Raw genomic sequence first — 26,061 nt, forward strand, 5'->3', positions numbered from 1 at the left:
TAATCTGTTGGTATGAAATGTTTGATAGGTAATTTATGTATAGAAAAGACTTTGCGTGCACGAGCAAGATGCTCGCGGTAGTTAAATAAGTTAAAATCGGAAATGTTTTTTTGTAAATGGAGAATACGATTACAAAAATTACTCACTAGTAATTTAAAAACAATATTTTTGATGTTGCTAATACAAGTGATTGTACAAATTATCAATATAAAATTAGGATTATGGATGTTGAAATTATTCCAGGAAGTCTTTACGCTAAAATAAGCGATAAATTATTAAAAAAAATAGATACGTCAAAATTGCCTTTATTTGGAGAAAAAGAAATATATAAAAGAAGTGCAGATAGATATGGCAAAGTTAAAATTAAATTAGATGTCGAAAATGATTTAGATATAATAAAAGAAATAAATGAATATAATTATCATGACAATTTAAATAACTTAATGCGTAATCATTATACCTATAAATGGGAAGTTGATGAGGAAAAATTACCAAAAGAATATGAACAATATATTAAGCCCGAAATTTCGAATTTTATTAAGATTTTATCTGTTTTTAATAATGGTAATGCTAAAATTCTAAGATTTTCTATTGTGGATGGTGATTTTAAAGATTCGGAAAGACCTGCACATATGCTTGCTACAATATTTGCTTTAATTGACTTATTTGATCAAATGTAATTTTTTTAAATGAAGATTTAAAGATGTGAACTCGATAGCGCTGATTTGTAATCTCTGCCGGCAAAGATTGGACGCAATAATAAGCTGAAAAAGAGATATTTTGTAGGCATCTGCTAGCGCGAGCGTCTCGCTCGTGCCCACAAAGTTTATCGCTTACTAAAAGCAAACCCTCGATTTCAAAAACCGAGGGTTTACTCTTAAAATTCTACTCCAACTCCAAATAAGGATTTAAAGTTTCGGCTAATTCATTGAGCCAGTAAAAGCTGTCTCTTAATTTGATGATTTCGCTTTGAAATGTTTCATGTTCGCTCAAAACACATAAAGCGAGTGTAAAATTTACCTGCCTTAAAGTCTTTGCCATTTCAACAGGATCGATTCTGTCGCTGAAGAAATTCAAACGCTTGATTTCGGTTTCCTTGGAAAGAGTGTTGTTAATCATATTCCTAAATTTTAGAATAATAACCCTTGAAGTTTACTGTTCACTTCAGGGTAAGTTTATATTAGTTTATTCTTTGTGTTTAGGACTGTAAAGATATTAAAAAACACTTAAAGAAGAAAAATATTACATTTATTATTAAGGAGCAATACTAATTGTTGTGGTAAATCGTCTCTAATTGGTATATATAGAACGATAATTTGAAAAATGATAAACTCAGTGAGATTTCCACGCAGTTTGTCATTTCGAGGAACGAGAAATCTTCGTATGCTGAGCACGCACTGTTGCGGAGTTTCTTGCGAAGATTTGCTTCGCCTATTCGCTATCGCTCGGGTCTCCTCCGTCGAAATGACAAGATTGGGGGAATTTGTTGTGTAAATGTTTACCAAATTACTTCTCATGAAACCAAGTGCCCTAGCCCTGATGGGAGCGGCATCCTTTTGTGGTGGGGTTCACCACAAAAGATATAGCGGACAGCAGGAAATAGCTTCTAATTAAAATTCCAAAAAAGAAATCCCAAATTCCAATTCAAAAACGATCTCAAAGAAAACCTTTGTCACTTTGTAACTCTGAGCCTTTGAACCTAAAAAAATCCCTATTTTTGTACTTCATAAAGAAAGCAAGAATGTCAATACTTAAGGATTTAGAGCAATTAGCTAGCGAACTCGAAGGCACACTTTTATACGATGATCTTCATAAAACACTTTATTCGACAGATGCATCGGTGTATCGGATTCGGCCAAATGCGGTGGCTTTGCCTAAATCTACAGCAGATATTAGTAAGTTAATTCGCTTTGCTGCACAGCATAATATTTCGATTACACCAAGAACTGCAGGAACTTCACTTGCAGGACAAGCAGTTGGTGACGGACTTGTGGTTGATGTTTCGAAACATTTTACCAAAATATTAGGTTACAATGCCGAGAAAAAAACGGTTACGGTTCAGCCTGGTGTTATTCGCGATGAATTGAACTTATATCTAAAACCTTACGGCGTATTTTTTGCTCCAATTACATCAACTTCAAACCGCGCGATGATTGGCGGAATGGTGGGAAATAACTCATCTGGAACCACTTCGATTCGTTATGGCGTTACACGCGATAAAATTGCGGAAGTTAAAGCGATTTTAAGCGATGGAACAGAAGTAGCTTTTGGCGAATTGACTTCGGCAGAATTTATCGAGAAAACCAAAGGTGATTCTTTAGAGAATAAAATCTATAAAAGCGTTTACGACGAACTTTCGGTAAAAGAAAATCAGGAAGAAATTATAAAGGAATTTCCAAAACCAGAAATTCACAGACGAAATACGGGTTATGCTGTTGATATTTTGCTAAAATCAGAAATCTTTGGCGGAACCGAACCAACTATAAATCTTGGAAAACTGCTTTGCGGAAGCGAAGGAACTTTGGCTTTTACAACCGAAATTACTTTAAAAGTTGACGATCTGCCACCACCTCACAGTATTATGGTTGTGGCGCATTATCGCACGATTCAGGAATCGTTAGAATCTGTTGTCGTGGCAATGAAACATCATTTGTACACTTGCGAAATGATTGACGATACGATTTTGGATTGTACCAAAACGAATCGTGAACATATTAAAAACCGTTTCTTTTTGGTTGGAGAACCGAAAGCGATTATGCTGTTTGAAGTGGCTTCACATACTTTAGAAGATGCCGAAAATCAAGCGAATGCTTTAATTGCCGATTTGGAGAAACACAATTTTGGATATGCTAGCGTTAAATTATTTGGAGCTGATATTGACAAAGCCAATGAACTTAGAAAAGCAGGTCTCGGACTTTTAGGAAGTATTGTAGGCGACGATAAAGCTGCCGATTCTATTGAAGATACAGCGGTAGAATTAAGCGATTTACCAGCTTATATTGCTGAGTTTTCGGCGATGATGTTGCGTCACGGACAGGAAGCGATTTATTATGCGCATGCCGGTGCGGGAGAATTGCATTTGCGTCCCGTTTTGAATCTGAAGAAAACGGAAGATCTAAAATTATTTAGAACCATTGCGACCGAAGTAGCGCATTTGGTAAAAAAATATAGAGGTTCGCTAAGCGGTGAACACGGCGACGGAATTGTGCGCGGTGAGTTTATCCCGTTTATGATTGGCGATAAGAATTACGAATTGTTGAAAAGAATCAAATTGGCGTTTGACCCGAATTCGGTTTTAAATATTGGGAAGATTGTCAATGCCTTGAAAATGGACGAAAATCATCGTGTAGTTTCAGGAAGAGTAGAACCAGATATTAAAACGTTTCAGGATTTCTCAGACAGTTTAGGAATTTTGCGCGCAGCCGAAAAATGTAACGGTTCTGGCGATTGTAGAAAAATGCCATCGGCAGGCGGAGCGATGTGTCCGAGTTATCGTGCGACCAGAAATGAGAAAGAAACGACTCGTGCACGTGCAAATGCTTTACGCGAATATTTAACGTATTCTGAAAAAGAAAACAAATTTGACCAGAAAGAATTATATGAAGTTTTTGAGTTGTGTGTAAGCTGTAAAGCTTGCGCGAGCGAATGTCCGAGTAATGTTGACGTTGCCACTCTAAAAGCCGAATTTTTGTATCAATATCAAAAAGCAAACGGTTTCTCGACTAGAAATAAGATTTTTGCCAACAACGCAAAATTGAACAAAATGGGAAGCAAATTCCCGTCGATTACGAATTTTATTTCGAATCAGTCATTGGTAAAAAAAACAATGGGAATTGCGCCAGAAAGACAAGTTCCGCTTTTGGCGAAAAAGACTTTTAGAAAATGGTATCAAAACAATAAACCTACAGCAACTGATTTTCCTAATGGAAGATTGTATTTGTTTGTAGATGAATTCACGAATTATTATGATGTAAATATCGGAATCGATGCTTTCGAATTATTGACGAAATTAGGCTATCAGGTTTTGGTTGTGGATCATGAAGAAAGCGGAAGAACCTATCTTTCAAAAGGATTTTTGGAGGAGGCGAAGAAAATTGCCGATCATAATGTAAGTGTTTTTAAAGATTTGGTTTTAGGAAACTCACCTTTAATAGGAATTGAACCTTCGGCGATTTTAACTTTTAGAGATGAATATCTTCGTTTAGCCGATAATAAAGAAGCGGCTGAAAAGTTATCTCAAAATGTTTTTACGATTGAAGAATTCTTCAAAAAAGAAATCATAGACGGAAAAATAACTTCAGATTCATTCTCAGAAGAAACCAAAGAAATTAAAATTCACGGACATTGTCACCAGAAATCTTTGAGTTCGGTTGAAGCGACTTTTGCCATGCTGAATCTTCCTAAAAATAATACCGTTACGATTTATAATTCGGGTTGCTGTGGTATGGCAGGTTCTTTTGGTTATGAGAAAGAACATTATCAAGTAAGTATGCAAATGGGAGAGGACACGCTTTTTCCAAAAGTACGCAACACTGCTGAAAATGTAAAAATAGCTGCTGCAGGAACAAGCTGTCGTCATCAAATTTATGATGGAACAAAACGTGAGGCACAACATCCAGTTAGTATTTTGAGAAACTGTTTGCGTTGAGAAATGGTACGCTGATGAAACGGATTCACTTCGTGAAAACGCGGATTAATACGGATTTTTTATTTTACGTTTAGCCACAGATTATTAAGATTAGAATGATTTTGTTTCACGCAGATTTGGCAGATTGAGCAGATTTAATTTAGATTTTTGTTAAAAAATAATCTGCGAACATCAGCTTAAATCTTTTTAAATCTGCGTGAAATAAATATTTTAAAAAAATCTGTGTTAATCATTTTAATCTGTGGCAGAAAAAAATAATTCGAGAAATTAGCGTAATTCGTGGCAAAAAAAACTTCATCGAAAACAAAATCGTTTTATATATTTGAAATCAGGATAATTTTTGCATTATTTGCAAAATAAAACAAAAAGAATTGAATTAAATTAATTTATAACAGTAAAACATTATATGGCATTTTCAAGTTTATTCCGAAAGAAAACAGTACAGGATATTCTGAAGCAGGTTGCACAGAACGAAACAGACGGTCATAATGCCTTAGGGAAACATTTGACAACTAGGGATTTAACGGCTTTTGGAATAGCGGCGATTGTTGGAGCGGGAATTTTTAGCACCATCGGAAAAGCCAGTGCAGATGGTGGTCCAGCTGTAATTTTCTTATTCTTATTTACTGCTTTGGCGTGTAGTTTTGCTGCTTTTGCTTACGCAGAATTTGCTTCTATGGTTCCAGTTTCAGGAAGTGCATACACGTACTCTTATGTAGCTTTTGGAGAATTAATTGCCTGGATTATCGGTTGGGCTTTAATCATGGAATATGCCGTTGGAAATATAACCGTTGCCATATCGTGGAGTGACTATTTTACGGGACTTCTCCAGAGTGGCGGAATTCATTTGCCGCAATGGATCCAGATGGATTACTTAACTGCTTCAAACGGATTTAAAGATGCAGAAGCTTTAATGAGAGGCGGAAAATCATTTGAAAATTTAAGTGTTGCTTTACAACAAGCACATACCGCTTGGACAACAGCGCCAACAATAGGATCTTTCCATTTTGTGACCGATATACCAGCTTTATTCATTATTATTTTGATTACAGCATTGGTTTATAGAGGAATGAAAGAATCTCGTAATGCGAGCAACTTAATGGTTGTGGTAAAACTTTGTGTGGTTCTTTTAGTAATTGCAGTTGGGGTTTTTTATGTAGATACAGCAAACTGGGATCCGTTTGCACCAAACGGTGTTAGTGGTGTTTTAAAAGGAGTTTCGGCTGTATTCTTTGCTTATATTGGTTTTGATGCTATTTCAACAACTGCTGAAGAATGTAAAAATCCTCAGAGAGATTTACCGCGTGGCATGATGTGGGCCATTATTATTTGTACACTTTTATACATTGCTATTGCGTTAGTTTTAACAGGAATGGTACAGTATCATGAATTAAATGTGGGTGATCCTCTTGCATTTGTATTCGATAAATTAGACTTGAAATGGATGTCGGGAATCATTGCTGTTAGTGCAGTAGTGGCGATGGCAAGTGTTTTATTGGTTTTTCAAATGGGACAGCCTCGTATCTGGATGAGTATGAGCCGTGACGGATTACTTCCAAAGAAATTCTCTACTGTTCACCCAAAATTCAAAACACCTTCTTTCGCTACAATTGTAACAGGATTTGTTGTAGCAATTCCAGCACTATTCTTAAATCTTACAATGGTGACCGATTTATGCAGTATCGGAACTTTATTCGCTTTTGTTTTAGTTTGCGCAGGAGTTTTAGTATTGCAAAACAAACCAGAAATTCCGAGAGGGAAATTCAAAACACCTTATATCAATTCAAAATATATTCTGCCAGTTTTAATGATTGCGGGCTTGTATTATGCTTTTGCTTTCAACAATAAAGCGACAATGGCGTTTATTAATAATGATCCACAGATTTACGATGCAACTTCAATTGTTACTTCTTTAGATAAATCAGAATCAGAGCAGGTTTTTAAATACCTAGAAAGTATAGAAGTAAACAATAAAACTGCTGAAACATCAGATTTAGAACATTTATTAGGACAATATCAAGATGATGAAGCCAAATATGTTGAGGTGGTAAAAGGCCTTCCAATTGCTGATTCTGCAAAATATGAATCAGGATTTAGCTTATTCAAACACAAAATTCCGATGTGGATATTCTTGTTTGTTTTAGTTGGATTAGCTGTTTGGGCTTTTAGAAAAAATCTGTCTTTAATTCCGCTTTTAGGATTAATTTGCTGTCTGTATATGATGGCCGAATTAAGTGTTTGGAACTGGATTTATTTTACAGTTTGGTTACTAATCGGATTACTGATTTATTTTGGCTACAGCCGAAAAAATAGTAAACTTAATTTGGAGAAGTTATAAGTTAAGAGTTAGTGATAAAGCAAATAAACATTTATCTAAAAACATGAAAATGAAAAATATCTTTTATTTTATCCTTTTTTTTACAAATTTTCTTCATGCTCAAATAATGGCTGATGTAGAGGATGATTCTGCTGATGGAAGAACTTTAACACAAGTTGAATTTAAAAGGGCAATAATTCTTTATGATAAGTACGTTGCTAGTGAGGATTTTATTGAAATGAAAAATAAAATTGAAAAACTCTCTTCAATAGCCAACAAAAATAATCAATTGCGTGAGTTTGTATTTGGCGAAGAAAATGTAAATGACCAGAAAATACAAAATTGGGTAAATAAAAATATTCCAAAAGAAAATAACGGAGAAGCAACGAAACTTCTTTCTAGAATTGTCATGCTGAATAATAAAATCAATATTGATAATGCTGAAATAATAAACATATTAAAATATAAAGCAAGTTTTAACCAATGTCAAGAAATCGTGAATCCCAAATTGCGAGATAGATAAATGTGTTACCAACCACCTTTACATGAGATTTGGGTATTCGGCTGAATTTAAATATAGTTTTATACTTAGAAAACGCGCATATCTTTAATCCTAAACATCATGTAGCGCCAAAACGTTAATAAAATATAAGTTAAAAAGCCGTTCTGAGTACGTCAGAACGGCTTTTTGCATTTTTGATATTTTATAGAAATATTCCTATGTTTTAAAAGCGCTTTTCCTTAAGTTTGTTTCTAGTCAAATTTTAAATTTAATTAGTAATACATGAGTTTTCTAGATAAAATATTGGGCAAAAAAGAAGCGCCAATACAATCTTATAATGATTTCTGGAATTGGTTTTCAGGAAATGAAAAAGCGTTTTTTAAAACCGTTCAAAGCGGAGAAAATATACACCAAGGTTTTTTTGATAAACTAGCTCCAAAACTGGATGAGATTCATGAAGGAATTTATTTCCTTACAGGAATGTATGACGATCAGACAGCCGAATTAGTTTTAACGCCAGACGGGGCAATTAGAAACATTTACGCAATTGAAGAATTAGTTGCCAATGCTCCTAAAATTGACGGTTGGAAATTTACAGCTCTAAAGCCAGCTTCAGATATCAACAATATAGGTATTACGTATCAGGATTTTGAGTTCAGTAAAGAAAACCTGAAATTTTATCCTCGCATTCATGAGGGGTATCCAGACGAAATAGATCTGGTAATTGTTTATGATCACTTTGTTGAAGAGAAAAAGTCTAATATAGCTAACGGAGTGTATATTTTTCTAGATAATTATTTGGGAGAACTGCATTCTGTAACTTTAATTGATAATTTGGTTGTTACAGGTCCAGAAAATGTTTCTGAAGAATTAATTCCGATAGAAAAATTAAAAGATTATTTAATTTGGAGAGAGAAAGAATTTGTTGAGAAATACGAAGGGACACGACATCATACAGAGAATGACAGTTATGCCAATTTTGAAGGTAAAAAGCAAGATGGTTCAATAGTTTTGGCTTTGATCAATACCACAATTATTGAGTGGGATAAAAAAGCGTCTCATCCTTGGGTTTTTATACTAGGAATTCCTTTTGATGATTGCGATAATGGCGGATTGCCAGATGAAAAGACATACAAGCTTTTAGAGGAAATCGAAGAAGAAATCATCTATAGTTTACCAGATTCTGAAGGTTATTTAAATATCGGAAGAGAAACGGCAAACAATAAAAGAGAAATCTTTTTTGCTTGCAAGGACTTTAGAAAACCTGCCAAAATTGCTGACGAGTTAATTAAAAAATACAATGGTGTTTTTGAAATAAGCTACGAACTTTATAAAGATAAATACTGGCAGTCGTTTAGACATTTTGAGCCGAGATAAATTGCAAAAGCCGTTCTGGAATTATTCAGAACGGCTTTTTTATTGAAATAATAATTTAATAGATTTATTTTTTTACAATCTTTTGCATTGTTTCTGCGCCATTTTCTAAACGGATGGTAATAAAATACAATCCAGAGCTTAAACGGCTTACATCAATACTGCTTGTATTCGATTTTCCTTCCTGAACAATACTTCCTTGTGCAGAAATAATAGTGTAATTGCTTATTGCAACAGTTGAATTTACAAGAAGTGTCTGATCTACCGGATTAGGGTATAAACGAACAGCATAGGTTTCCTGCGCTTCTTCTTTAGTAGCTACATTAATTGCCGTTTTTGCCGTACTTGCTCCCCATGTGTACGAGTAACCATCAGTTTTACTTAATAAATCGGCAGTTTGATTTGCAGAACCGCTAGAACCATTGTTGAAAATAAGATTGATTGATGTTGGTCCAGTGATGGTGTATTTATAAAAACCGTTTGTATCAGCTGTCATTGTTACACCTGGCCAAGTAGCATTAGCCACACTTCCTGATGGGACAGCATTCCAATAATATACTTTTGGAGCAGTAGTCCAAGTTGTTGGAGGTTTAAAATATACTGTAAGTGTTGGAACTGCAGTAAAAGTGTAAGTTTCTGTTTTTACAGCTGATGAAACTCCAGATGTATTGACAACAAAAGCTTTTAAAGTTGTATTAGCAGTAAAAGCAAAAGATTTACTGCCAATTGCCGATGCAGAGCTTGTAGTAGGAGTTGTACCGTCTAAAGTATAATATAGAGTAGAAGACGTTTCGTTTGCGGTTAAAACAACATTGACAGTCGTTCCGGTTGCAAATGTTCCTCCTGGTTTAGAATTGGTAAAATCTGGAGCAATAACAGGACATCTGTTTGCAGGTTCTGCACTTAGCCAGCCAGAATCGTAATATTTAATTCCTGCTGTAGTGCTTAAATCTCCTGTTTTTAGGTTTCCATCATTAAACAATAAATTTGAAGCACTTACTGTTGACGGAAAAGTATATTTATACCAATCTCCACAATCTTGCGTCATTGCAACTCCTGGATAAGTTACTACAGGAGCAGTTCCTGTTGGCGACCAATAGTAAATTTTAACTGAAGAACCCCAATTGAATGGTTTCTTAAAATAAACCGTAAAAGCAGCAGGAGTACTAAAAGTATAGGTTTCTGTTTTTATGGCAGAACTAACTCCCGCAGCATTCTTAACAAAAGCTTTGAGTGTCGTTGTGCTAGTTATTGTAATTGCTTTTGAACCCACTGCAGAAGCAGAAGCTGTAGTAGGATTTGTTCCATCAAGAGTATAATAAATTACAGAAGTGCTTTCGTTTGCTGTTAGCGTTAGATTTAAAGTGGTCCCTGTAGTGAAATTTCCACCCGCTTGCGAGAATGTGAAATCTGGCGCAACAGAAGGACATCTGTTTGCTGGTTCAGCACTTAACCAACCGTTATCATAAAATTTGATTCCACTAGTCGAACTTAAATCGCCTGTTTTTAGAGAACCATCATTAAACAATAAATTTGAAGCGCTTACTGTCGACGGGAACGTATATTTATACCAATCTCCGCAATCTTGAGTCATTGCAACTCCAGGATAAGTTACCGCAGGAGCTGTTCCCGTTGGTGACCAATAATAAATTTTTACGGCAGAGTTCCAGTTAGATGGTTTTTTAAAATAAACAGTAAATTCTGGAAGTGCTCCAATCGTATACGTTTTGGTGACAATATCAGATTGATTGCCGTCTTTATCTACTGCAAAAGCTTTAATTGTTGTAGTTTGCGTAATGTTGATTGTTTTTGTCGACTCCACAACTGTCGAAGCTGTCGTTGGAGTAGAACCGTCAATAGTGTAATATAATTTTGGTTTTGGATCTGTGCTGTCTGTTGCTGTAATAGTTACATCTATGGCTGTGGTCGAATTTCCAGCATCTGGTGTAAAAGCAATTTTAGGAGCAACATCAAGGTTTTTCCCCACCCAAACGTGTTGAATTTTAGATTTAGTGGTATTTCCTTTTTTATCGGTCACTTCGACATAATAGTCTAATAATTTTTCTGATATTCCAGCAATTTCAGCGGAGTATTGATTTGCAATTACATCTGGAAGCATGTATAAATCGGCTTGCGGATTATTGGTAACATTTCCTTTCGGGAAAACTCTTTCAGCCATAGGCAACGTTATCCAGCTACCTACTTCGCTTCCGCCAGCATAAGTTTCATTTTGATTGGAATTCAGATTGTTTTTTCCGTCAACATCAATTCTATATTTTAATTCTGCCCTTTCAATTCCGCTCACATCATAAGCAAAAGTATATACGGTAAAATCGGCAGAGTTTAAGAAATCTTTATACGCATAAGGCGCTCCATATCCTTTTTCACCAGGATTATAAGGCCAGCGCTGCGGAATAAAAACAGATGGTTTTGTTGCATCAACTCCTGGATGCGCATCTAAAGTAGGTTTTGCAAATTGCACGCATCTATTAACAGCAAGAGTGGTTTTTATTTCTAAATCTTCAGCTAGCCCATAATAAGCATTTCCACTGTCATAGCCAGCCATTAAAAAGTGCCATGCTTTTTCAGCAGGGCTTACTGCAGAAGTTGGGTTTACAATTTCGCTCATTCTTAGGTTATTGCCTTCCAATTGCTCAGCCATAATTGCATGATTTTCTCCTGCAGTTGTTATCGCTTGATTCATCATATCTTCAGTCCAGCCATTTGGATTGAATTTTTTGGTAACCGGATCAAAGAAAGGCCAAAGCCAATTGGTGAACTGCGGATGTCCAAAATCTCCATCTGCGTTTACCCATGCGCCATCTTCAACGTGTACAACCGCCGATTCTGGAACAGGATTATCATATAAATATTGTGGAATTGTAGTTGCAATGTTTCCATTAGCAGATGATGCATGAGAAAATCCCGTCACCGATTCGTTGTAATAAGACGATCCGCCGCCCCAAGCATTATCGCCATCATGAGCAAATAATACCAATGGTGGTCTTGGCGAAGTCGATGCTTTTGCCACAATTGGAGCAATTAATGAAGTGCCTATTGCAGCATATCCATCTTCGTAACTTTCGTAATCAGCCATTGGAACTACAGTGATTTTATATTCTTGAGCAGTTTCAGGATCAACGTATTTGGCTTTATAAGGAAGATAAGAATAAGGTACGGCAAACTGTCCGCCACGGGCATCTTTTTGAGCAGAGAACCAAGTTCCTCCAAGAGTTTCTACTTGATCTGCTTTGTTTGGAAGATCACACATGCTTCCGCCAGAGCCATATTTTATAGGGTAGTCGGCCAAAGTTCTTGATAAATGGCTGTTGGCAATTACAGACCATTCAATACCACATTCAGCTAAAGTTTTTATAATTCTTTCAGAAAAAGCACATTCAGCAGGCCAATATCCTTTAGAATCATGAGTTCCAAATAATTGAGCGCTATAATATTGATGCGCTTTTATTTCTTTCTTCAAAGCCTCATCGCTTAACAAAGGAGAAAGCGCATGATGCATTGTAAAAGAAACTACCTCCATTCGAGAAAATCCGCCAGAAGTTTTCCAAGCTTTTGCGTCTTTGATATTCTGTGTCCAAGAATTCGAATAGCCCCATTGATTTGCTTGTGCCAATTCATTAACGTTTTCCATCAAAGAGCCACCATAGGTTATTTGTGCTCCAGCTTTGCTTAAATCACGAATAGAATTAATAGCATTTTTTGGAGCAAATTGATAAGCGGCAACCCGATCGCCTGCTCCAAAAATTTCTTCAAGATTGTTTGTTGGGTGAGCCAATCCGTTTTTGTCGTTATTGGCACCCGAGACTTTCAAATCTTGAGATTCTTTTACGATTTGATATCGATTTGGATTTTTCTTACTTAGATCACCCCAATAAGTCGGTTGATGCAGATGCCATAAGTAAGAAGTATGCACTTGTGCTTGCATAAAAGCAAAGGGAATGCACAAGGCATAAAACAAGAGTAGGTTTTTTTTCATAATTTCAGTTTAGTTGGTTAAATGGTTAAATTTCTGATAAAAGTATATTTTATTAACACTTAAAATATCTAATGATTTGAAATTCAATTACTACAACGTTTTAGTGTTTAAAACTTTATCTGAAATAATGAGTTAAAAAACATTAATCGTAAAAATTGTTATTTTTTAATATGAAATTGATATTTCTAAATTTTAAATGATTGTAAATGAGTGTTTTTAGTAAATAAAAAAATCCGCTTAGAGAAAATCTCCAGCGGATCCAAAACAATCTAAAAAAAATGTGCAAATTTATTAATAGAGTGATGTTTCTTTTTTTAAGATTCCAAGCTCTTTCATACAAGCCTTCATCATTTCATAAGTACGTTGGATATCATTGTCCAATCCAATAGAGAAACGAATCAATCCATCTGTTAATCCCATTTCTTTTTGCTCTTCTAACGGAATTTCACTAGAAGTCGAAGTTCCAGGCGCGCTGAATAATGTTTTATAAAAACCTAAGCTTACTGCTAGATATCCTAAGTTTCGTTCTTGCATTAATTCCATTAGCTCATTGGCTTTTTCCAAAGAGCCTACGTCAATTGTCAGCATTCCGCCAAAACCATACTCTGGATTAATCATCGTTTTATATAATTCATGGCTCGGATGGCTCTTCAATCCCGGATAAACCGTTTTTAAACCGTCTTTTTCAAACTGATCCGCCAAATAATGTGCATTATGGCTGTGCTGTTTAATTCTGATATGAAGTGTACGTAGGTTTTTCATCACACTTGCCGAACGCAAACTATCCATTGTTGGACCTAAAAGCATGCTTGCTCCAGAATTTACATTTTTCAGAGAATTGATAAATTCTTTAGAAGCACAAGTTACACCGCCAACCGTATCGCTACTTCCGTTAATGTATTTTGTCAAACTATGAATCACAATATCAGCGCCTAATTTTGCTGGAGAAACAGATAAAGGTGAAAATGTATTATCAACTACTAATTTCAAATTATGCTTTTTAGCAATTTCTGCCAAGCCAGCAATATTGGCAACTTCCAAAAGTGGATTGCTAACAGTTTCGCAATACAATACTTTAGTTTTAGGAGTAATCGCAGCTTCAACAGCATTCAATTTTGTGATATCAACAAAGCTTGTTTCAATTCCGAATCTCGGTGTAAAGTTTTTCAAGAAAGCGTAAGTTCCACCATAAATAGTTCGGCTCGAAACGATATGATCGCCCGCACCGCACAATTGCAAAAGAGTAGGCGTAATCGCTCCCATTCCCGAAGCCGAAACGTTTGCTGTTTCCGTTCCTTCCATCGCCGCCAAAGCTTGATCTAAATATAAATTGCTTGGAGATGAATGACGCGAATATAAATAACAGCCTTCCACGTTGCCTTCAAAAGTATCAAACATGGTTTTCGCCGAAAGAAAAGTATAAGTAGAAGAATCGGAAATCGACGGATTTACACCGCCAAATTCCCCAAAATATTGCAAATCCTGAATTTTATCTGCTGGGTTGAAGTTTTTCATTATAGTTAGTTTTTTTGTTTCAAGTTTCAGGTTTCAAGTTCCAACAGCCTGAAACTTGAAACCTGAAACAAAATTATTAGGAGCTGTTTCCTGCTATCCGTTTCAATCTTTTGTGCCGAACCCCGGCACAAAAGGATTTCCACTTCTATCAGGGCTAGGGCACTCATTTTCAAAAAGAAATTCTTGTCAAAATAATACCTAATAAGAAAATTAATCAACCACGAATTGAATATTTAGATTTTAAAACTATATAAATGTATTTATAATGATTTTTAATCTAAATTTGATTCTGAAAGTGCAATTCACTAGATTTTCTTTCTTTTTAATAACCATCAACCAAAAACCATCAACTAAAAATGACTTTAGACGCTATAGATAAAAAACTTCTGGTTTTACTTCAAACCGATAGTAAAAAAACAACCAAAGAATTATCCTTAAAACTTGATCTTTCGGTTACGGCAGTTTATGAACGAATTAAAAAACTAGAGCGCGAAGGCATAATAAAAAACTATGTAGCCTTAGTCGATAAATCCAAAATCGAAAAAGGATTTGTGGTTTTTTGCCATTTAAAACTCATTCAACATACTAAAGAATTCTTAACCAAATTTGAAAGTGAAGTCATCAAACTCAATGAAGTTCTAGAATGCCATCATGTAAGCGGTGATTACGATTATATTCTAAAAGTTCTGGTAAAAGATATGGAAGCGTATAGAGAGTTTTTAGTCACAAAACTGACTTCACTGCAACATATCGGAAGTACGCAAAGTATGTTTATGATTAGTGAAGTGAAGAACTCTACGGTGATTTCTTTTTAAGATGCTAAGGTTCTGAGATGCTGAGGTTCTAAGTTTTTTAATCTCGCAAAGACGCAGAGTCGCAAAGTTTTAATTGAATTGCCTCCAGCTTTAGCTGGAGGTATCAGGTTTTAGTCGCAAATGGGCTTTAGCCAAATCTTTGTCAGTTTGGCTAAAGCCTTGTTGTTGTGACATTCTTACACCATCCAGCTAAAGCTGGACGCTATTCATTCAATATTATTTGTAAAAAAAAACTTAAATTTGAGTTTAAATACAAACAAAATGGAAACGAAAGAATTAAGACGTAAGCTTATAAAAGATTTTGGCAAATTCATCAACGATGATTCTAAATTAGAAATTTTAGAAAGTGTTTTTGATGCCATTAAGCAGGACGAAAAAGAGTCAATCGTTCCAGATTCGCATTACAATAAAGTCGCTGAAGAAAGAGAAAAATATTTATCTGGAGAAATAGAGGTAAATAGTTGGGAAGAGGTCGAGAAACGTTTGAATGCTAAATATGGTTTTTAAAATCAAAATTTTACCATTAGCAGAAAAAGAAATTGATGAATCTATTGAATTCTACGAAAGTAGAAGTAAAGGTTTGGGGAAGCAATTTCTAACTTATTTAAAATCTTATCTCAAGGTTTTAAAAACAAATCCAGAGTTATTTGAAATTAAAAAACAGCCAGGTTATAGAGAAATGACTTTGGTTAAATTTCCTTTTGTTATCATTTATGAGATTATTGGCTCTGAAATAATTATTTATTCTATTCCGTATTTCATACTTCGAGAAATCCTGATAGAAAACCTTAAGTAAGCTACTGAGGTTCTAAGTTTTTTAATCTCGCAAAGACGAGAAGGCGCAAAGTTTTAATTGAATTGCCTCCAGCTTTAGCTGGAGGTATTAGGTCTTAGTTGCAAATGGGCTTTAGCCAAATCTTTGTCAGTTTGGCTAAAGCCTTGTTGTTGTGACATTCCAGCTAAAGCTGGACGCTATTCATTCAATATTATTTGTAAAAAAAAACTTTGCGACTCTGGGTCTTTGCGAGACTAAAAACAAAACTTAGCGATCCTTATACGATCTTAACTTCTTCAAGATTAAAACAGGCTAATATTTCACACAAAAAACATTGAAAATTAAACCTCAAACAGAACTTTATTGCTTAATTTTGTAACCGCTAAAATAAAAACAAAATACTATGAGTTCATTTGACGTAGTCATTATAGGTTCAGGTCCTGGAGGATATGTATCAGCAATTCGTTGCGCACAATTAGGTTTCAAAACTGCAATTGTAGAAAAATATAATTCATTAGGCGGAACTTGCCTTAACGTAGGTTGTATTCCTTCAAAAGCATTATTATCTTCTTCTCATCATTATTCAGAAATCGCTCATTTTGCAGATCACGGAATCGAAGTTTCTGGCGATGTAAAAATCAATTTAGAGAAAATGATCGCACGCAAACAAGCTGTTGTAGATCAAACTGTAGGTGGAATCAACTACCTAATGGATAAAAATAAAATTACTGTTTTCAATGGTTTAGGTTCATTCGTAGACGCAACTCACATTGCTGTTGCAAAAGCTGACGGAACTTCTGAAACTATCGAAGCAAAATATACTGTAATTGCTACAGGATCAAAACCATCTTCTTTGCCATTTATCAAAATTGATAAAGAAAGAATCATCACTTCTACTGAAGCTTTGGCTTTAAAAGAAGTTCCAAAACACCTAGTTATTATCGGAGGTGGAGTTATCGGAATCGAGCTTGGACAAGTTTATCTTCGTTTAGGAGCTCAGGTTTCTGTAGTTGAATTCATGGACAGAATCATTCCTGGAATGGACGGAGCGCTTTCTAAAGAATTGACTAAAGTATTGAAAAAACAAGGAATGAAATTTTACGTTTCTCACAAAGTGAAATCGGTTGAAAGAAACGGTGATGCTGTTGTAGTTCAGGCTGAAAACGCAAAAGGAGAAACGATTACTCTTGAAGGAGATTATTCATTAGTTTCTGTTGGTCGTCGTCCTTACACAGATGGATTAAACGCTGACAAAGCTGGAGTTAAAATTTCAGATAGAGGACAAGTTGAAGTAAACGATCATTTACAAACTAGTACTCCAAATATCTATGCAATTGGTGATGTTGTTCGTGGAGCAATGTTAGCGCACAAAGCAGAGGAAGAAGGAGTAATGGTTGCTGAAATCTTAGCAGGTCAAAAACCACATATCGATTACAACTTAATTCCTGGTGTAGTTTACACTTGGCCAGAAGTTGCTGCAGTTGGTCAAACTGAAGAGCAATTGAAAGCTGCTGGAGTAAAATACAAATCTGGAAGTTTCCCATTTAAAGCTTTAGGACGTGCAAGAGCAAGTGCTGACTTAGACGGATTCGTGAAAATCCTTGCTGATGAAAAAACAGATGAGGTTTTAGGAGTTCACATGATTGGTGCTCGTACAGCTGACTTAATTGCTGAAGCAGTTACAGCTATGGAATTTAAAGCTTCTGCTGAAGATATTTCAAGAATGAGCCATGCGCATCCAACTTTCGCGGAAGCAGTAAAAGAAGCAGCATTAGCAGCTACTGAAAATAGAGCTTTACACGTATAATTTTTGCGTTAAATCATATTTAAACCGTCAATTCTAAATCAGAATTGACGGTTTTTTTATTGCTTCATTTTTTTTAATAAGTGGTTTGTATAGTCCCTACGAGACATCTTTATTGGGTTGTTTTTGTTTTACCGATATTAAACTCCTAACGGAGTTGTGTTTATGTTTTTAAAGATTCTGGGTGTGTCTTGTAGAGATTAATTTAGGTTATGATTACTGATACTAACTCCTAAGTGAGTTGCGTTTATGTTTTTAAAGATTTGGTACGTGTGATGGCTGTCTTAAAAGGTGTTGATATATCTCGGAGAGATTAAATATCGGTAGAAAATTAATTAACCATCATTTATTTGTCCCGTAGGGACTAAAATATTTTATTGAAAATTAGGGCAAAATATTTCCCCCAAAAAAATGTAAACCTGAGAAATAATTTTGTAAATTAGATGTAGATTTCAGGTGCTATCTTTATGATAATTAAAAAGATAGGATTATGAAAACTAAATATGTAGTTCCGGTTTTGATCGGAGCAGGAATTGGAATCGCGCTGTACTCATGCGGAGGCGGAATTCCCAAAAATGCACAAGCTGTTGCAAACTTTGACAGCAAAAAATATCTCGGAAAATGGTATGAAATTGCCAGATTAGATTACAAATGGGAAAGAGACCTGAATAACGTAACTGCCGAGTATTCTTTAAATGAAGACAAAACAATAAAAGTCGATAATAAGGGCTATAATGTCAAAAAAGACAAATGGGAACAAAGTGTCGGGAAAGCTAGATTTGTCAAAAAAGACAACATTGGTATGCTGAAAGTCTCATTTTTTGGTCCTTTTTATTCTGGTTACAATGTCGTAGCAATCGATTCTGATTACAAATATGCACTTGTGGCTGGAGAAAGCTTAAAATATATGTGGATACTTTCTAGAGAAAAAACAATTCCGGAAAGTGTAAAAGCAGATTTTCTTATCAAAGCTCAGGAAATCGGATATAAAGTAACCGATTTGGTTTGGGTAAAACATGACAAGGTGAATTAAAAATAAAAGTCCGTCAGATGTAACATTGACGGACTTTTTTATTTCGAATTGAAAAATACTTATGCAGTAAAAACACTTTTGTAATTATCCCAGTATCTGTAAATCAAGAATAGGTTTCCTAGAAAAAGAAGAGCTGCAATTGGCAGACCATCTGGAGTAAGGAAATAATTGATAAACAAAATATTTACCGTAATCGGTAAGATCAAGATGTTTGCTAAAGTTACATAACGCCCAGATACAAATGCAATACCACACAATAACTCGATAGATTTTGCCAGTGGCATTAAATACGTCGAGGCCATTAAACCTACATTAAATGCTTTAAAATTCCCTGTAGTTTCAGGCTCAGGCATTAGATGAAAAAAATAACTGATAGAGGCGAACAGTAGCAAAAGGCCAATTAAAACGCGGACAATAATTGTGGCAATTTTCATAATACTTAGGATTTTTTTAAGGTTAAAAAATTAATTAAGTTATTGGAAGAAATGCAATCTAAAAGCCTAAAAGAGAATCATAAAATATTTTTTTTAAGGTTCTTTTTTAAGGATTCTATAATCAAATCAATACTGTTTTTGGATTAATCTAATTGTATATCAAATATAACGAATTTTTTCTTATAAAATGAATGTCTTTTTAACAGTTTTGCAATGTAATCCAAATCATTTTGAATATTTTTTTGTTTTCTTCTAATGAAATAATTTTGTCGTAATTTTGACCTTTAAAATTACCATTTTTGAGAGTTTCCATCCGTAAAAATATTGCCAATCCTAAACTGTTTAAGGAACAGCTTTTAAGTTGGGCGCAGCAATTTCGCGAAGTCGTTTTTCTAGACAGTAATTCTTATCCGCAGCAGTATTCAAGTTTTGACTGCATATTGGCAGTTGATGCTTTTACCTCTTTAAAAACAGACTATTACAATGCTTTTGAAGATCTAAAACAATATCAGCAAAACACAAAAGACTGGCTTTTTGGATATCTTTCTTATGATTTAAAGAATGATATTGAAAATCTTCAGTCTAATAATTTTGATGGTTTACATTTTCCCGATTTGTTTTTCTTTCAGCCTAAAAAGGTTTTTACACTAAAAGGAAATGAACTCGAAATTCAGTATTTAATGCTTTGCGATGATGAACTTCAAGAAGACTATGAAGAAATCGTAAAAGTTCAAACTGAAACATTTGTCACACTGAGCGGAGTCGAAGTGCAGCAACGCATTTCGAAAGAATTGTATGTTGAAAAAGTGAATCAAATGCTTCATCATATTCATATTGGAGATATGTACGAAGCCAATTTCTGTATGGAATTTTATGCTGAAAATGCAATTATAAATCCGTTAGAAAAGTTTTTGAAACTAAATGAAATTTCGCAAGCGCCTTTTTCGGTTTTCTTTAAAAATTACAAACAATATCTGCTTTCCGCTTCTCCTGAACGCTATTTGAAAAAAGTAGGAGATAAGATTATTTCGCAGCCAATTAAGGGAACTTCAAAACGTTTTGCTGATTTAGCTGAAGACGAAAAGTCAAAAAATATTTTAGCCTCTGACGCCAAAGAACGAGCTGAAAATATCATGATAACCGATTTGGTTCGTAATGATTTATCGCATACAGCGCAGAAAGGTTCGGTCGAGGTTGAAGAGCTTTGTGGAATTTATTCTTTTCTGCAAGTGCATCAGATGATTTCTACGATTACTTCAAAATTAGATCCGCAATATTCGGCAGTAGATGTTTTGAAAACGACTTTCCCGATGGGAAGTATGACTGGCGCGCCAAAGATTTCAGTAATGGAAATTGTTGAAAAAATAGAAGAAACCAAAAGAGGATTATATAGCGGTGCGGTTGGATATTTTACGCCTGAAGGCGATTTTGATTTTAATGTCGTAATCAGAAGCATTTTATATAATCAGGAAAATAAATATGTTTCTTTTTCGGTTGGAAGTGCTATAACATCACTTTCAATTCCAGAAAAAGAATATGAAGAATGTTTGTTGAAGGCAAAAGCAATGCACGAAGTTTTGCAGTAAAAAATGTTGCCACGAATTGCACGAATTTTCACGAATTATTTTTTAGTTGCCACAGATTAAAAAGATTTACACAGATTTTTTAATCATTTTAATTCTTTTAATCTGTGGCTATTTTTTATAAGATTTAGCAAAGAAGAATTCGTGTAAATTTGTGTAATTCGTGGCGAAAAAAAAGTCGCTTAACATTTCATTTAAAAATAGATCGAATTTAATTTTTTACTTTTATCAGATGTTTTTAAAATTTCAAAATCATATCGTTTCAAGATTTCCCTTTTTAGCCGAAAAAAAACTTTTTGTGGCTGTAAGCGGCGGATTAGACAGTATGGTTTTGTTGCATTTAATGAATCAATTGCCTTATGAAATTGCGATTCTGCATTGCAATTTCCAACTTCGCGGACTAGAAAGTTTTGGAGATCAGGAATTTATTCAGAATTACTGCAATCAAAATAATATTCCAATTTTTACGACTCATTTTGATACAGAAGCTTTCGCTAGAGATTATAAGCTTTCTACGCAAGTTGCGGCAAGGGAACTTCGCTACAGCTGGTTCTATGAATTATTAGAAGAAAAAAACTTCGATTATATTCTAACAGCGCATCACGCCGATGATAATCTGGAAACTTTCATTATCAATCTAACTCGAGGAACGGGACTAGAAGGTTTAACTGGAATTCCCGAACAGAATGATAAAATTATTCGCCCGTTGCTTCCTTTTTCAAGAGAAGAAATCTTGAAATATGCTGAGGAAAATAAGATAGAATGGAGAGAAGACAGCAGTAATGCTTCTACGAAATATCTCAGAAATAAAATCCGCCATAATTTGGTTCCGGTTTTAAAGGAAATCAACCCGAATTTCTTGGATGCTTTTCAGAAAACGCAATCCTTTCTTCAAGAATCAAAAGAGATGGTTGAAGATGCATCGATTATCGTTTATCAGCAAGTAGCAACAGAAGTTGGAGATGATATTCATTTTGATTTAAATCAACTAAAAAAACTGCCTAATTATAAATCGTATTTGTACCAATGGCTGAAAGAATTTGGTTTTTCTGCCTGGAATGATATTTATGATTTAATAGAAAGCCAATCTGGTAAACAAGTTCTTTCAGAGGAATTTAGATTATTAAAAAACAGAGAAACACTCATTTTAAGTCCGTTTTTTGAAACATCAGAAAAAGACGAATATGGAATTACTGAAAACGATACAGAAGTTAATTTTCCCTTAAAAATGAGTCTTTGTAACGTAGGTCACACAACATTCGGCTCAAATAAAGTTATATTTGTCGATTCTGATAAAATCCGCTATCCTTTGATTTTGCGTAAATGGAAAGAAGGAGATGTTTTTCAGCCGTTTGGAATGCACGGAAAGTCAAAAAAAGTAAGCAAGCTTTTTAAAGACGAAAAACTATCCTTGATCGAAAAGGAGAAAACATGGATTTTATGCTCAAACGATCAAATAGTCTGGGTAGTTGGAATGAGACAGGACGAACGTTTTAAAATAGAGAAAGCCACAAATAAAATACTTAAAATAGAATTACTATAATGAACTTTACACAAGCCCATCAGTCGATAACTTCGAAAAGTATCTGGAATAAAATAACCGCTTTTTTACTCTTTTTCTTTTTTGCATTAGCAAGTAACGCTCAAATATTAGAACCGGTAAAATGGACTTCTAAAATGGAGAAAAAAGGAGATAAGGTTATTCTAATTTTTGATGGAACAATCGAAAAAGACTGGCATATGTATTCTCAGTTTACGCCAGACGGCGGTCCGCTTGCTTTGGAAATTTCATTTAAAAACCAAAAAGGAAATTACGAATTAATAGGAAAAGCAAAAGAAGGAAAAACAAGAACAGCTTTTAATGACGTTTTTGGCGTAGATGAAACTTTCTTTGAAGGTAAAGCTCATATTGAACAAGAAATAAAAATCATTAACCCAAATTTAAAAACGGTAGATGTAGATTTTGATTTTCAGGTTTGTAAAGAAGTTTGCATCAATTCGAGCAAGAAATTCTCGATTGCAGTTCCTTCAACTTTTAAAATGGATGAGGTTCCAGTCGTAGCAGAGGCAAAATTAGACGAAACAAAAGTTGTTGGTTTAGCGGTTGATACCGTTAAAAAGGAAGAAGCTGCACAGCCAAAAGTAGAGAAAACAGTAGAAGCGGCTAAAGAAGAAATCCCGTCGCCAGCTCCTGCAAGAAGTTTGTGGTCAATCTTTTTTATTGCCTTTTTATCAGGATTTGCGGCATTGTTGACTCCTTGTGTTTTCCCAATGATCCCTATGACGGTAAGTTTCTTTACCAAACAAAGTAAAAGCCGTGCAAAAGGAATTAGAAACGCAATTATTTACGGATTTTCGATCATTGCAATTTATGTAATTTTAGGTCTTATTGTAACTAAAATATTTGGTGCAGATGCTCTAAATGCTTTATCAACCGATGTTTGGTTTAATCTGATTTTCTTTGTGATTTTGGTCATTTTTGCTACCTCATTTTTGGGAGCTTTCGAAATTATGCTTCCAAATTCATGGGCAAATAAGGCAGATCAGCAAGCAGATAAAGGCGGTTTAATCGGAATATTGTTCATGGCTTTAGCTTTAGCAATTGTGTCATTCTCTTGTACAGGACCAATTGTTGGAACCTTATTGGTTGAAGCGGCTTCAAATGGAGGAATTGCTCCAATTATTGGAATGTTAGGATTCTCTATGGCATTAGCGCTTCCGTTTATGTTATTTGCAATGTTCCCAGGATGGTTAAACTCTTTACCAAAATCTGGAGGATGGTTAAATACTGTAAAAGTAGTTTTAGGATTTTTAGAATTGGCTTTGGCTTTCAAATTCTTGTCAAATGCAGATTTAGTTTTGCAATTGCATTTCTTAGAAAGAGAAGTATTTATTGCTATTTGGATTGCCATTTTCGGAGCTTTGACTTTATATTTATTCGGAAAAATTACATTGCCTCACGATAGTCCGACCAATCATATTTCTGTAGGGAGATTGTATTTAGGATTATTGACATTTGTATTTACCATGTATTTAATTCCTGGACTTTGGGGAGCGCCTTTAAAATTAATCAGTGCATTTCCACCACCTCCGCAATATAGCGAAAGTCCGTTTGGAGTAGGAGGTTCAGGAAACGGAGCAGTTTCTGCAGAATCTATAAAAGGCATGCCAGAAGGAGCGGAATTAGGGCCACACGGAATTATGGTTTTCCATGATTATGAAGATGGTCTAGCCTATGCAAAAGAAATCAATAAGCCAATTATGCTTGATTTTACTGGTTATGCTTGCGTGAACTGTAGAAAAATGGAAAATAACGTTTGGTCTGATCCTTCAGTTTTACCAATTCTTAAAAATGATGTGGTTTTGATTTCGCTTTATGTTGATGATAAACGTGAATTGCCGAAAGAAGAACAGTTTACAACTGAAGCAGGAGATAAAATCATCACTGTTGGAGATAAATGGACCGATTTTATGATTTCTAAATATAAAACCAACACACAGCCTTTGTATGTAATTACAGATTTAGAAGGGAATAATTTAAACAGCACAAAGCCAACAATCAGTTACGTGAGTACAGAAGAATATTTGCAATGGCTGGACGAAGGAATTTCGAATTTTAAATAAGAGAATAGAAGAAAGATTGCAGAAGCAAGATAAGAAAATCTAAAATCTGCATTCTAAAATCTAAAATATAAAAGGGATTAATTCAAAAGCAAAAAGCACTCTAAGTCAAATTTAGAGTGCTTTTTTATTTATCAAGTAATGTGAGAAAGGGAATTTATTCTTATAAGAATTCTCCGTGTTGAGAGATGTCTAATCCTAGTTCTTCTTTTTCTTCTGTAACTCTTAGCGGAGTAATTTTGTTTACAATGAAAAACAATGCATAAGAAGCAACAAAAGCAAAGATCGAAACCACAACAAGAGCAGTTAATTGGTTGATGAATAAAGTTGGAGTTCCGAAGATTAAACCTTGATTATCTCCAACAGCAGGGTTGATAGCTTTTGAAGCGAAAACACCTGTTAAAAGCATACCTACCATACCGCCAACACCGTGACAAGCAAATACATCAAGAGCATCATCAATTTTTCCTTTAGGGAATTTGCTCACTACAATGTTACTTACAATTGCAGAGAATAAACCAATAAAGATGGCGTGAGGAATACTTACAAAACCAGCAGCAGGCGTAATAGCAACAAGACCTACAACAGCTCCGATACAAGCTCCAAGAGCAGATAATTTATGTCCTAAGATTTTATCAAGGAAAACCCAAGCCATTGCAGCAGCTGCCGCAGCAACAGTAGTTGTTCCTAAAGCTTGAGTAGCAAGACCATTTGCTCCTAATGCAGATCCAGCGTTGAAACCAAACCATCCGAACCAAAGTAAACCAGTTCCTAATAATACATAAGTAATTCTAGCAGGATTAACTTTTTGAACTTTTCTTTTTCCTAAGAAGATAGCTCCAGCCAATGCCGCCCATCCAGCGCTCATGTGAACTACAGTTCCTCCAGCAAAATCAAGAACTCCCATTTTAAAGAAATATCCATCAGGATGCCAAGTCATGTGGCATAATGGAGCATATATAAGGATTATGAATAAAACCATGAATAACAAATAAGCCCAGAAACGAATACGTTCTGCAAAAGCACCTGTAATTAAAGCAGGTGTAATGATGGCGAATTTTGCTTGAAATAATGCGAATAACATAAAAGGAATCGTTGGGGCAAGGCTCCAAGCAGTGCTAGTTCCAACACCTTCAAAGAATAAATTAGAAGATGGATTTCCGATGATTCCTCCAATTGTAGGACCAAAAGCCAATCCAAAAGCAACAACAACCCATAAAATTGTAACAATTACCATTGCCATAAAACTTTGAAGCATAGTACTAATTACGTTCTTCTTACCTACCATACCTCCGTAGAAGAATCCTAATCCAGGTGTCATTAACAATACAAAAGCAGTTGCAACGATCATCCAAGCAGTATCTCCTGTATCAAACTTTACAGCTTCTGCAGGAATTGGGTTGTCTGCAATGATAAAGTTCGAAATAAAGGTTAGGACCAAAATCGTGATAAGAATCACACTTAAAATAATTTTTCGCATAGTTATTTAGTTTTAAATTTTTTATAAAAGTATAAAATGATTCAATACCCCATAAAAAAATAGGGATTGGTGTTTAATTTTTGTTAAATTTAAAATTTAACCCCTATGATTTTGCGTGAAATTCTTAAAACAAACTTAAAATTTACAATTTGACAACATTTTT

At 34.8% G+C, this 26,061-nt stretch carries 18 protein-coding genes; 13 read left to right on the forward strand and 5 right to left on the reverse strand.

The genetic code is table 11. From position 1 onward, the window contains the following. The first annotated feature begins 221 nt into the window (after positions 1 to 221). On the forward strand, positions 222 to 680 hold the full coding sequence (locus PQ463_RS00155; RefSeq protein WP_008462041.1) for a hypothetical protein: 459 nt from the start codon (positions 222 to 224) through the stop codon (positions 678 to 680). A 205-nt stretch (positions 681 to 885) separates the two neighbouring features. Here the strand turns inward: PQ463_RS00155 and PQ463_RS00160 are convergent, their stop codons facing one another. Next, positions 886 to 1,119 carry a hypothetical protein gene (locus PQ463_RS00160; protein WP_274255747.1) on the reverse strand — a complete coding sequence of 78 codons (234 nt, stop codon included), beginning with the start codon at positions 1,117 to 1,119 and terminating at the stop codon, positions 886 to 888. 622 nt (positions 1,120 to 1,741) lie between these two features. On the opposite strand from PQ463_RS00160, the gene PQ463_RS00165 reads away from it, so the two are divergent. The 4 genes from PQ463_RS00165 to PQ463_RS00180 all read left to right on the forward strand — a co-directional run bounded on the left by PQ463_RS00165 (position 1,742) and on the right by PQ463_RS00180 (position 8,844). After that, the gene (locus PQ463_RS00165) at positions 1,742 to 4,648 is read left to right on the forward strand and encodes an FAD-binding and (Fe-S)-binding domain-containing protein (RefSeq protein WP_274255748.1); all 2,907 of its coding nucleotides are present in this window, start codon (positions 1,742 to 1,744) and stop codon (positions 4,646 to 4,648) included. Positions 4,649 to 5,054: 406 nt separating this feature from the next. Continuing rightward, a complete protein-coding gene (locus PQ463_RS00170; protein WP_274255749.1) occupies positions 5,055 to 6,986 on the forward strand; it encodes an amino acid permease in 1,932 nt (643 codons plus the stop codon). A gap of 49 nt (positions 6,987 to 7,035) precedes the next feature. Then, positions 7,036 to 7,488 (forward strand): hypothetical protein, encoded by a 453-nt coding sequence (locus tag PQ463_RS00175; RefSeq protein WP_274255750.1) that lies wholly within the window; start codon positions 7,036 to 7,038, stop codon positions 7,486 to 7,488. 261 nt (positions 7,489 to 7,749) lie between these two features. Further along, positions 7,750 to 8,844, forward strand: coding sequence for a DUF695 domain-containing protein (locus PQ463_RS00180; protein WP_274255751.1), 1,095 nt, complete (start codon positions 7,750 to 7,752; stop codon positions 8,842 to 8,844). A 64-nt stretch (positions 8,845 to 8,908) separates the two neighbouring features. Here the strand turns inward: PQ463_RS00180 and PQ463_RS00185 are convergent, their stop codons facing one another. Together PQ463_RS00185 and PQ463_RS00190 are read right to left on the reverse strand one after the other, a co-directional pair. Next, complete coding sequence (locus PQ463_RS00185; RefSeq protein ID WP_274255752.1) at positions 8,909 to 12,838, reverse strand: starch-binding protein; 3,930 nt, start codon at positions 12,836 to 12,838, stop codon at positions 8,909 to 8,911. 291 nt (positions 12,839 to 13,129) lie between these two features. Further along, positions 13,130 to 14,353 (reverse strand): aminotransferase class I/II-fold pyridoxal phosphate-dependent enzyme, encoded by a 1,224-nt coding sequence (locus PQ463_RS00190; RefSeq protein WP_274255753.1) that lies wholly within the window; start codon positions 14,351 to 14,353, stop codon positions 13,130 to 13,132. Positions 14,354 to 14,709: 356 nt separating this feature from the next. Between PQ463_RS00190 and PQ463_RS00195 the strand changes: the two genes are divergently transcribed. From PQ463_RS00195 to PQ463_RS00215, 5 genes are all read left to right on the forward strand, one after another. Further along, the gene (locus PQ463_RS00195; protein WP_008462051.1) at positions 14,710 to 15,168 is read left to right on the forward strand and encodes an Lrp/AsnC family transcriptional regulator; all 459 of its coding nucleotides are present in this window, start codon (positions 14,710 to 14,712) and stop codon (positions 15,166 to 15,168) included. 261 nt (positions 15,169 to 15,429) lie between these two features. Further along, positions 15,430 to 15,675 carry a hypothetical protein gene (locus PQ463_RS00200; RefSeq protein WP_274255754.1) on the forward strand — a complete coding sequence of 82 codons (246 nt, stop codon included), beginning with the start codon at positions 15,430 to 15,432 and terminating at the stop codon, positions 15,673 to 15,675. Next, complete coding sequence (locus PQ463_RS00205; protein ID WP_274255755.1) at positions 15,665 to 15,964, forward strand: type II toxin-antitoxin system RelE/ParE family toxin; 300 nt, start codon at positions 15,665 to 15,667, stop codon at positions 15,962 to 15,964. The genes PQ463_RS00200 and PQ463_RS00205 overlap by 11 nt, the downstream gene beginning before the upstream one ends. Before the next feature lie 382 nt (positions 15,965 to 16,346). Further along, positions 16,347 to 17,750 carry a dihydrolipoyl dehydrogenase gene (gene lpdA / locus PQ463_RS00210; RefSeq protein WP_111377785.1) on the forward strand — a complete coding sequence of 468 codons (1,404 nt, stop codon included), beginning with the start codon at positions 16,347 to 16,349 and terminating at the stop codon, positions 17,748 to 17,750. Positions 17,751 to 18,237: 487 nt separating this feature from the next. Then, positions 18,238 to 18,780 (forward strand): lipocalin family protein, encoded by a 543-nt coding sequence (locus tag PQ463_RS00215; RefSeq protein WP_274255756.1) that lies wholly within the window; start codon positions 18,238 to 18,240, stop codon positions 18,778 to 18,780. A gap of 59 nt (positions 18,781 to 18,839) precedes the next feature. On the opposite strand, the gene PQ463_RS00220 is transcribed toward PQ463_RS00215, so the two are convergent. Next, complete coding sequence (locus PQ463_RS00220) at positions 18,840 to 19,214, reverse strand: DoxX family membrane protein (RefSeq protein ID WP_111365426.1); 375 nt, start codon at positions 19,212 to 19,214, stop codon at positions 18,840 to 18,842. Positions 19,215 to 19,513: 299 nt separating this feature from the next. On the opposite strand from PQ463_RS00220, the gene PQ463_RS00225 reads away from it, so the two are divergent. From PQ463_RS00225 to PQ463_RS00235, 3 genes are all read left to right on the forward strand, one after another. Continuing rightward, positions 19,514 to 20,800 (forward strand): anthranilate synthase component I family protein, encoded by a 1,287-nt coding sequence (locus PQ463_RS00225; protein WP_274255757.1) that lies wholly within the window; start codon positions 19,514 to 19,516, stop codon positions 20,798 to 20,800. 229 nt (positions 20,801 to 21,029) lie between these two features. Next, on the forward strand, positions 21,030 to 22,340 hold the full coding sequence (gene tilS, locus PQ463_RS00230) for a tRNA lysidine(34) synthetase TilS (protein WP_274255758.1): 1,311 nt from the start codon (positions 21,030 to 21,032) through the stop codon (positions 22,338 to 22,340). Beyond that, the gene (locus PQ463_RS00235) at positions 22,340 to 24,421 is read left to right on the forward strand and encodes a protein-disulfide reductase DsbD family protein (RefSeq protein ID WP_274255759.1); all 2,082 of its coding nucleotides are present in this window, start codon (positions 22,340 to 22,342) and stop codon (positions 24,419 to 24,421) included. Before tilS ends, PQ463_RS00235 begins: the two co-directional genes overlap by 1 nt. A 160-nt stretch (positions 24,422 to 24,581) precedes the next feature. Here PQ463_RS00235 and PQ463_RS00240 read toward each other — a convergent pair whose 3' ends face one another. Then, the gene (locus PQ463_RS00240; protein ID WP_111377790.1) at positions 24,582 to 25,898 is read right to left on the reverse strand and encodes an ammonium transporter; all 1,317 of its coding nucleotides are present in this window, start codon (positions 25,896 to 25,898) and stop codon (positions 24,582 to 24,584) included. Positions 25,899 to 26,061: the final 163 nt, after the last annotated feature.

Origin of the sequence: Flavobacterium sp. KACC 22763 (genome assembly GCF_028736155.1) — a bacterium.
Lineage (GTDB): Bacteria > Bacteroidota > Bacteroidia > Flavobacteriales > Flavobacteriaceae > Flavobacterium.

Bases quoted from the DNA above. Each gene is read 5' to 3' on its own strand.
- PQ463_RS00205 (WP_274255755.1), top strand. From the start codon at position 15,665: ATGGTTTTTAAAATCAAAATTTTACCATTAGCAGAAAAAGAAATTGAT.
- PQ463_RS00155 (WP_008462041.1), top strand. From the start codon at position 222: ATGGATGTTGAAATTATTCCAGGAAGTCTTTACGCTAAAATAAGCGAT.
- PQ463_RS00200 (WP_274255754.1), top strand. From the start codon at position 15,430: ATGGAAACGAAAGAATTAAGACGTAAGCTTATAAAAGATTTTGGCAAA.
- PQ463_RS00195 (WP_008462051.1), top strand. From the start codon at position 14,710: ATGACTTTAGACGCTATAGATAAAAAACTTCTGGTTTTACTTCAAACC.
- lpdA (WP_111377785.1), top strand. From the start codon at position 16,347: ATGAGTTCATTTGACGTAGTCATTATAGGTTCAGGTCCTGGAGGATAT.
- PQ463_RS00235 (WP_274255759.1), top strand. From the start codon at position 22,340: ATGAACTTTACACAAGCCCATCAGTCGATAACTTCGAAAAGTATCTGG.
- tilS (WP_274255758.1), top strand. From the start codon at position 21,030: ATGTTTTTAAAATTTCAAAATCATATCGTTTCAAGATTTCCCTTTTTA.
- PQ463_RS00160 (WP_274255747.1), bottom strand. From the start codon at position 1,119: ATGATTAACAACACTCTTTCCAAGGAAACCGAAATCAAGCGTTTGAAT.
- PQ463_RS00240 (WP_111377790.1), bottom strand. From the start codon at position 25,898: ATGCGAAAAATTATTTTAAGTGTGATTCTTATCACGATTTTGGTCCTA.
- PQ463_RS00180 (WP_274255751.1), top strand. From the start codon at position 7,750: ATGAGTTTTCTAGATAAAATATTGGGCAAAAAAGAAGCGCCAATACAA.
- PQ463_RS00215 (WP_274255756.1), top strand. From the start codon at position 18,238: ATGAAAACTAAATATGTAGTTCCGGTTTTGATCGGAGCAGGAATTGGA.
- PQ463_RS00175 (WP_274255750.1), top strand. From the start codon at position 7,036: ATGAAAAATATCTTTTATTTTATCCTTTTTTTTACAAATTTTCTTCAT.
- PQ463_RS00190 (WP_274255753.1), bottom strand. From the start codon at position 14,353: ATGAAAAACTTCAACCCAGCAGATAAAATTCAGGATTTGCAATATTTT.
- PQ463_RS00170 (WP_274255749.1), top strand. From the start codon at position 5,055: ATGGCATTTTCAAGTTTATTCCGAAAGAAAACAGTACAGGATATTCTG.
- PQ463_RS00185 (WP_274255752.1), bottom strand. From the start codon at position 12,838: ATGAAAAAAAACCTACTCTTGTTTTATGCCTTGTGCATTCCCTTTGCT.
- PQ463_RS00220 (WP_111365426.1), bottom strand. From the start codon at position 19,214: ATGAAAATTGCCACAATTATTGTCCGCGTTTTAATTGGCCTTTTGCTA.
- PQ463_RS00165 (WP_274255748.1), top strand. From the start codon at position 1,742: ATGTCAATACTTAAGGATTTAGAGCAATTAGCTAGCGAACTCGAAGGC.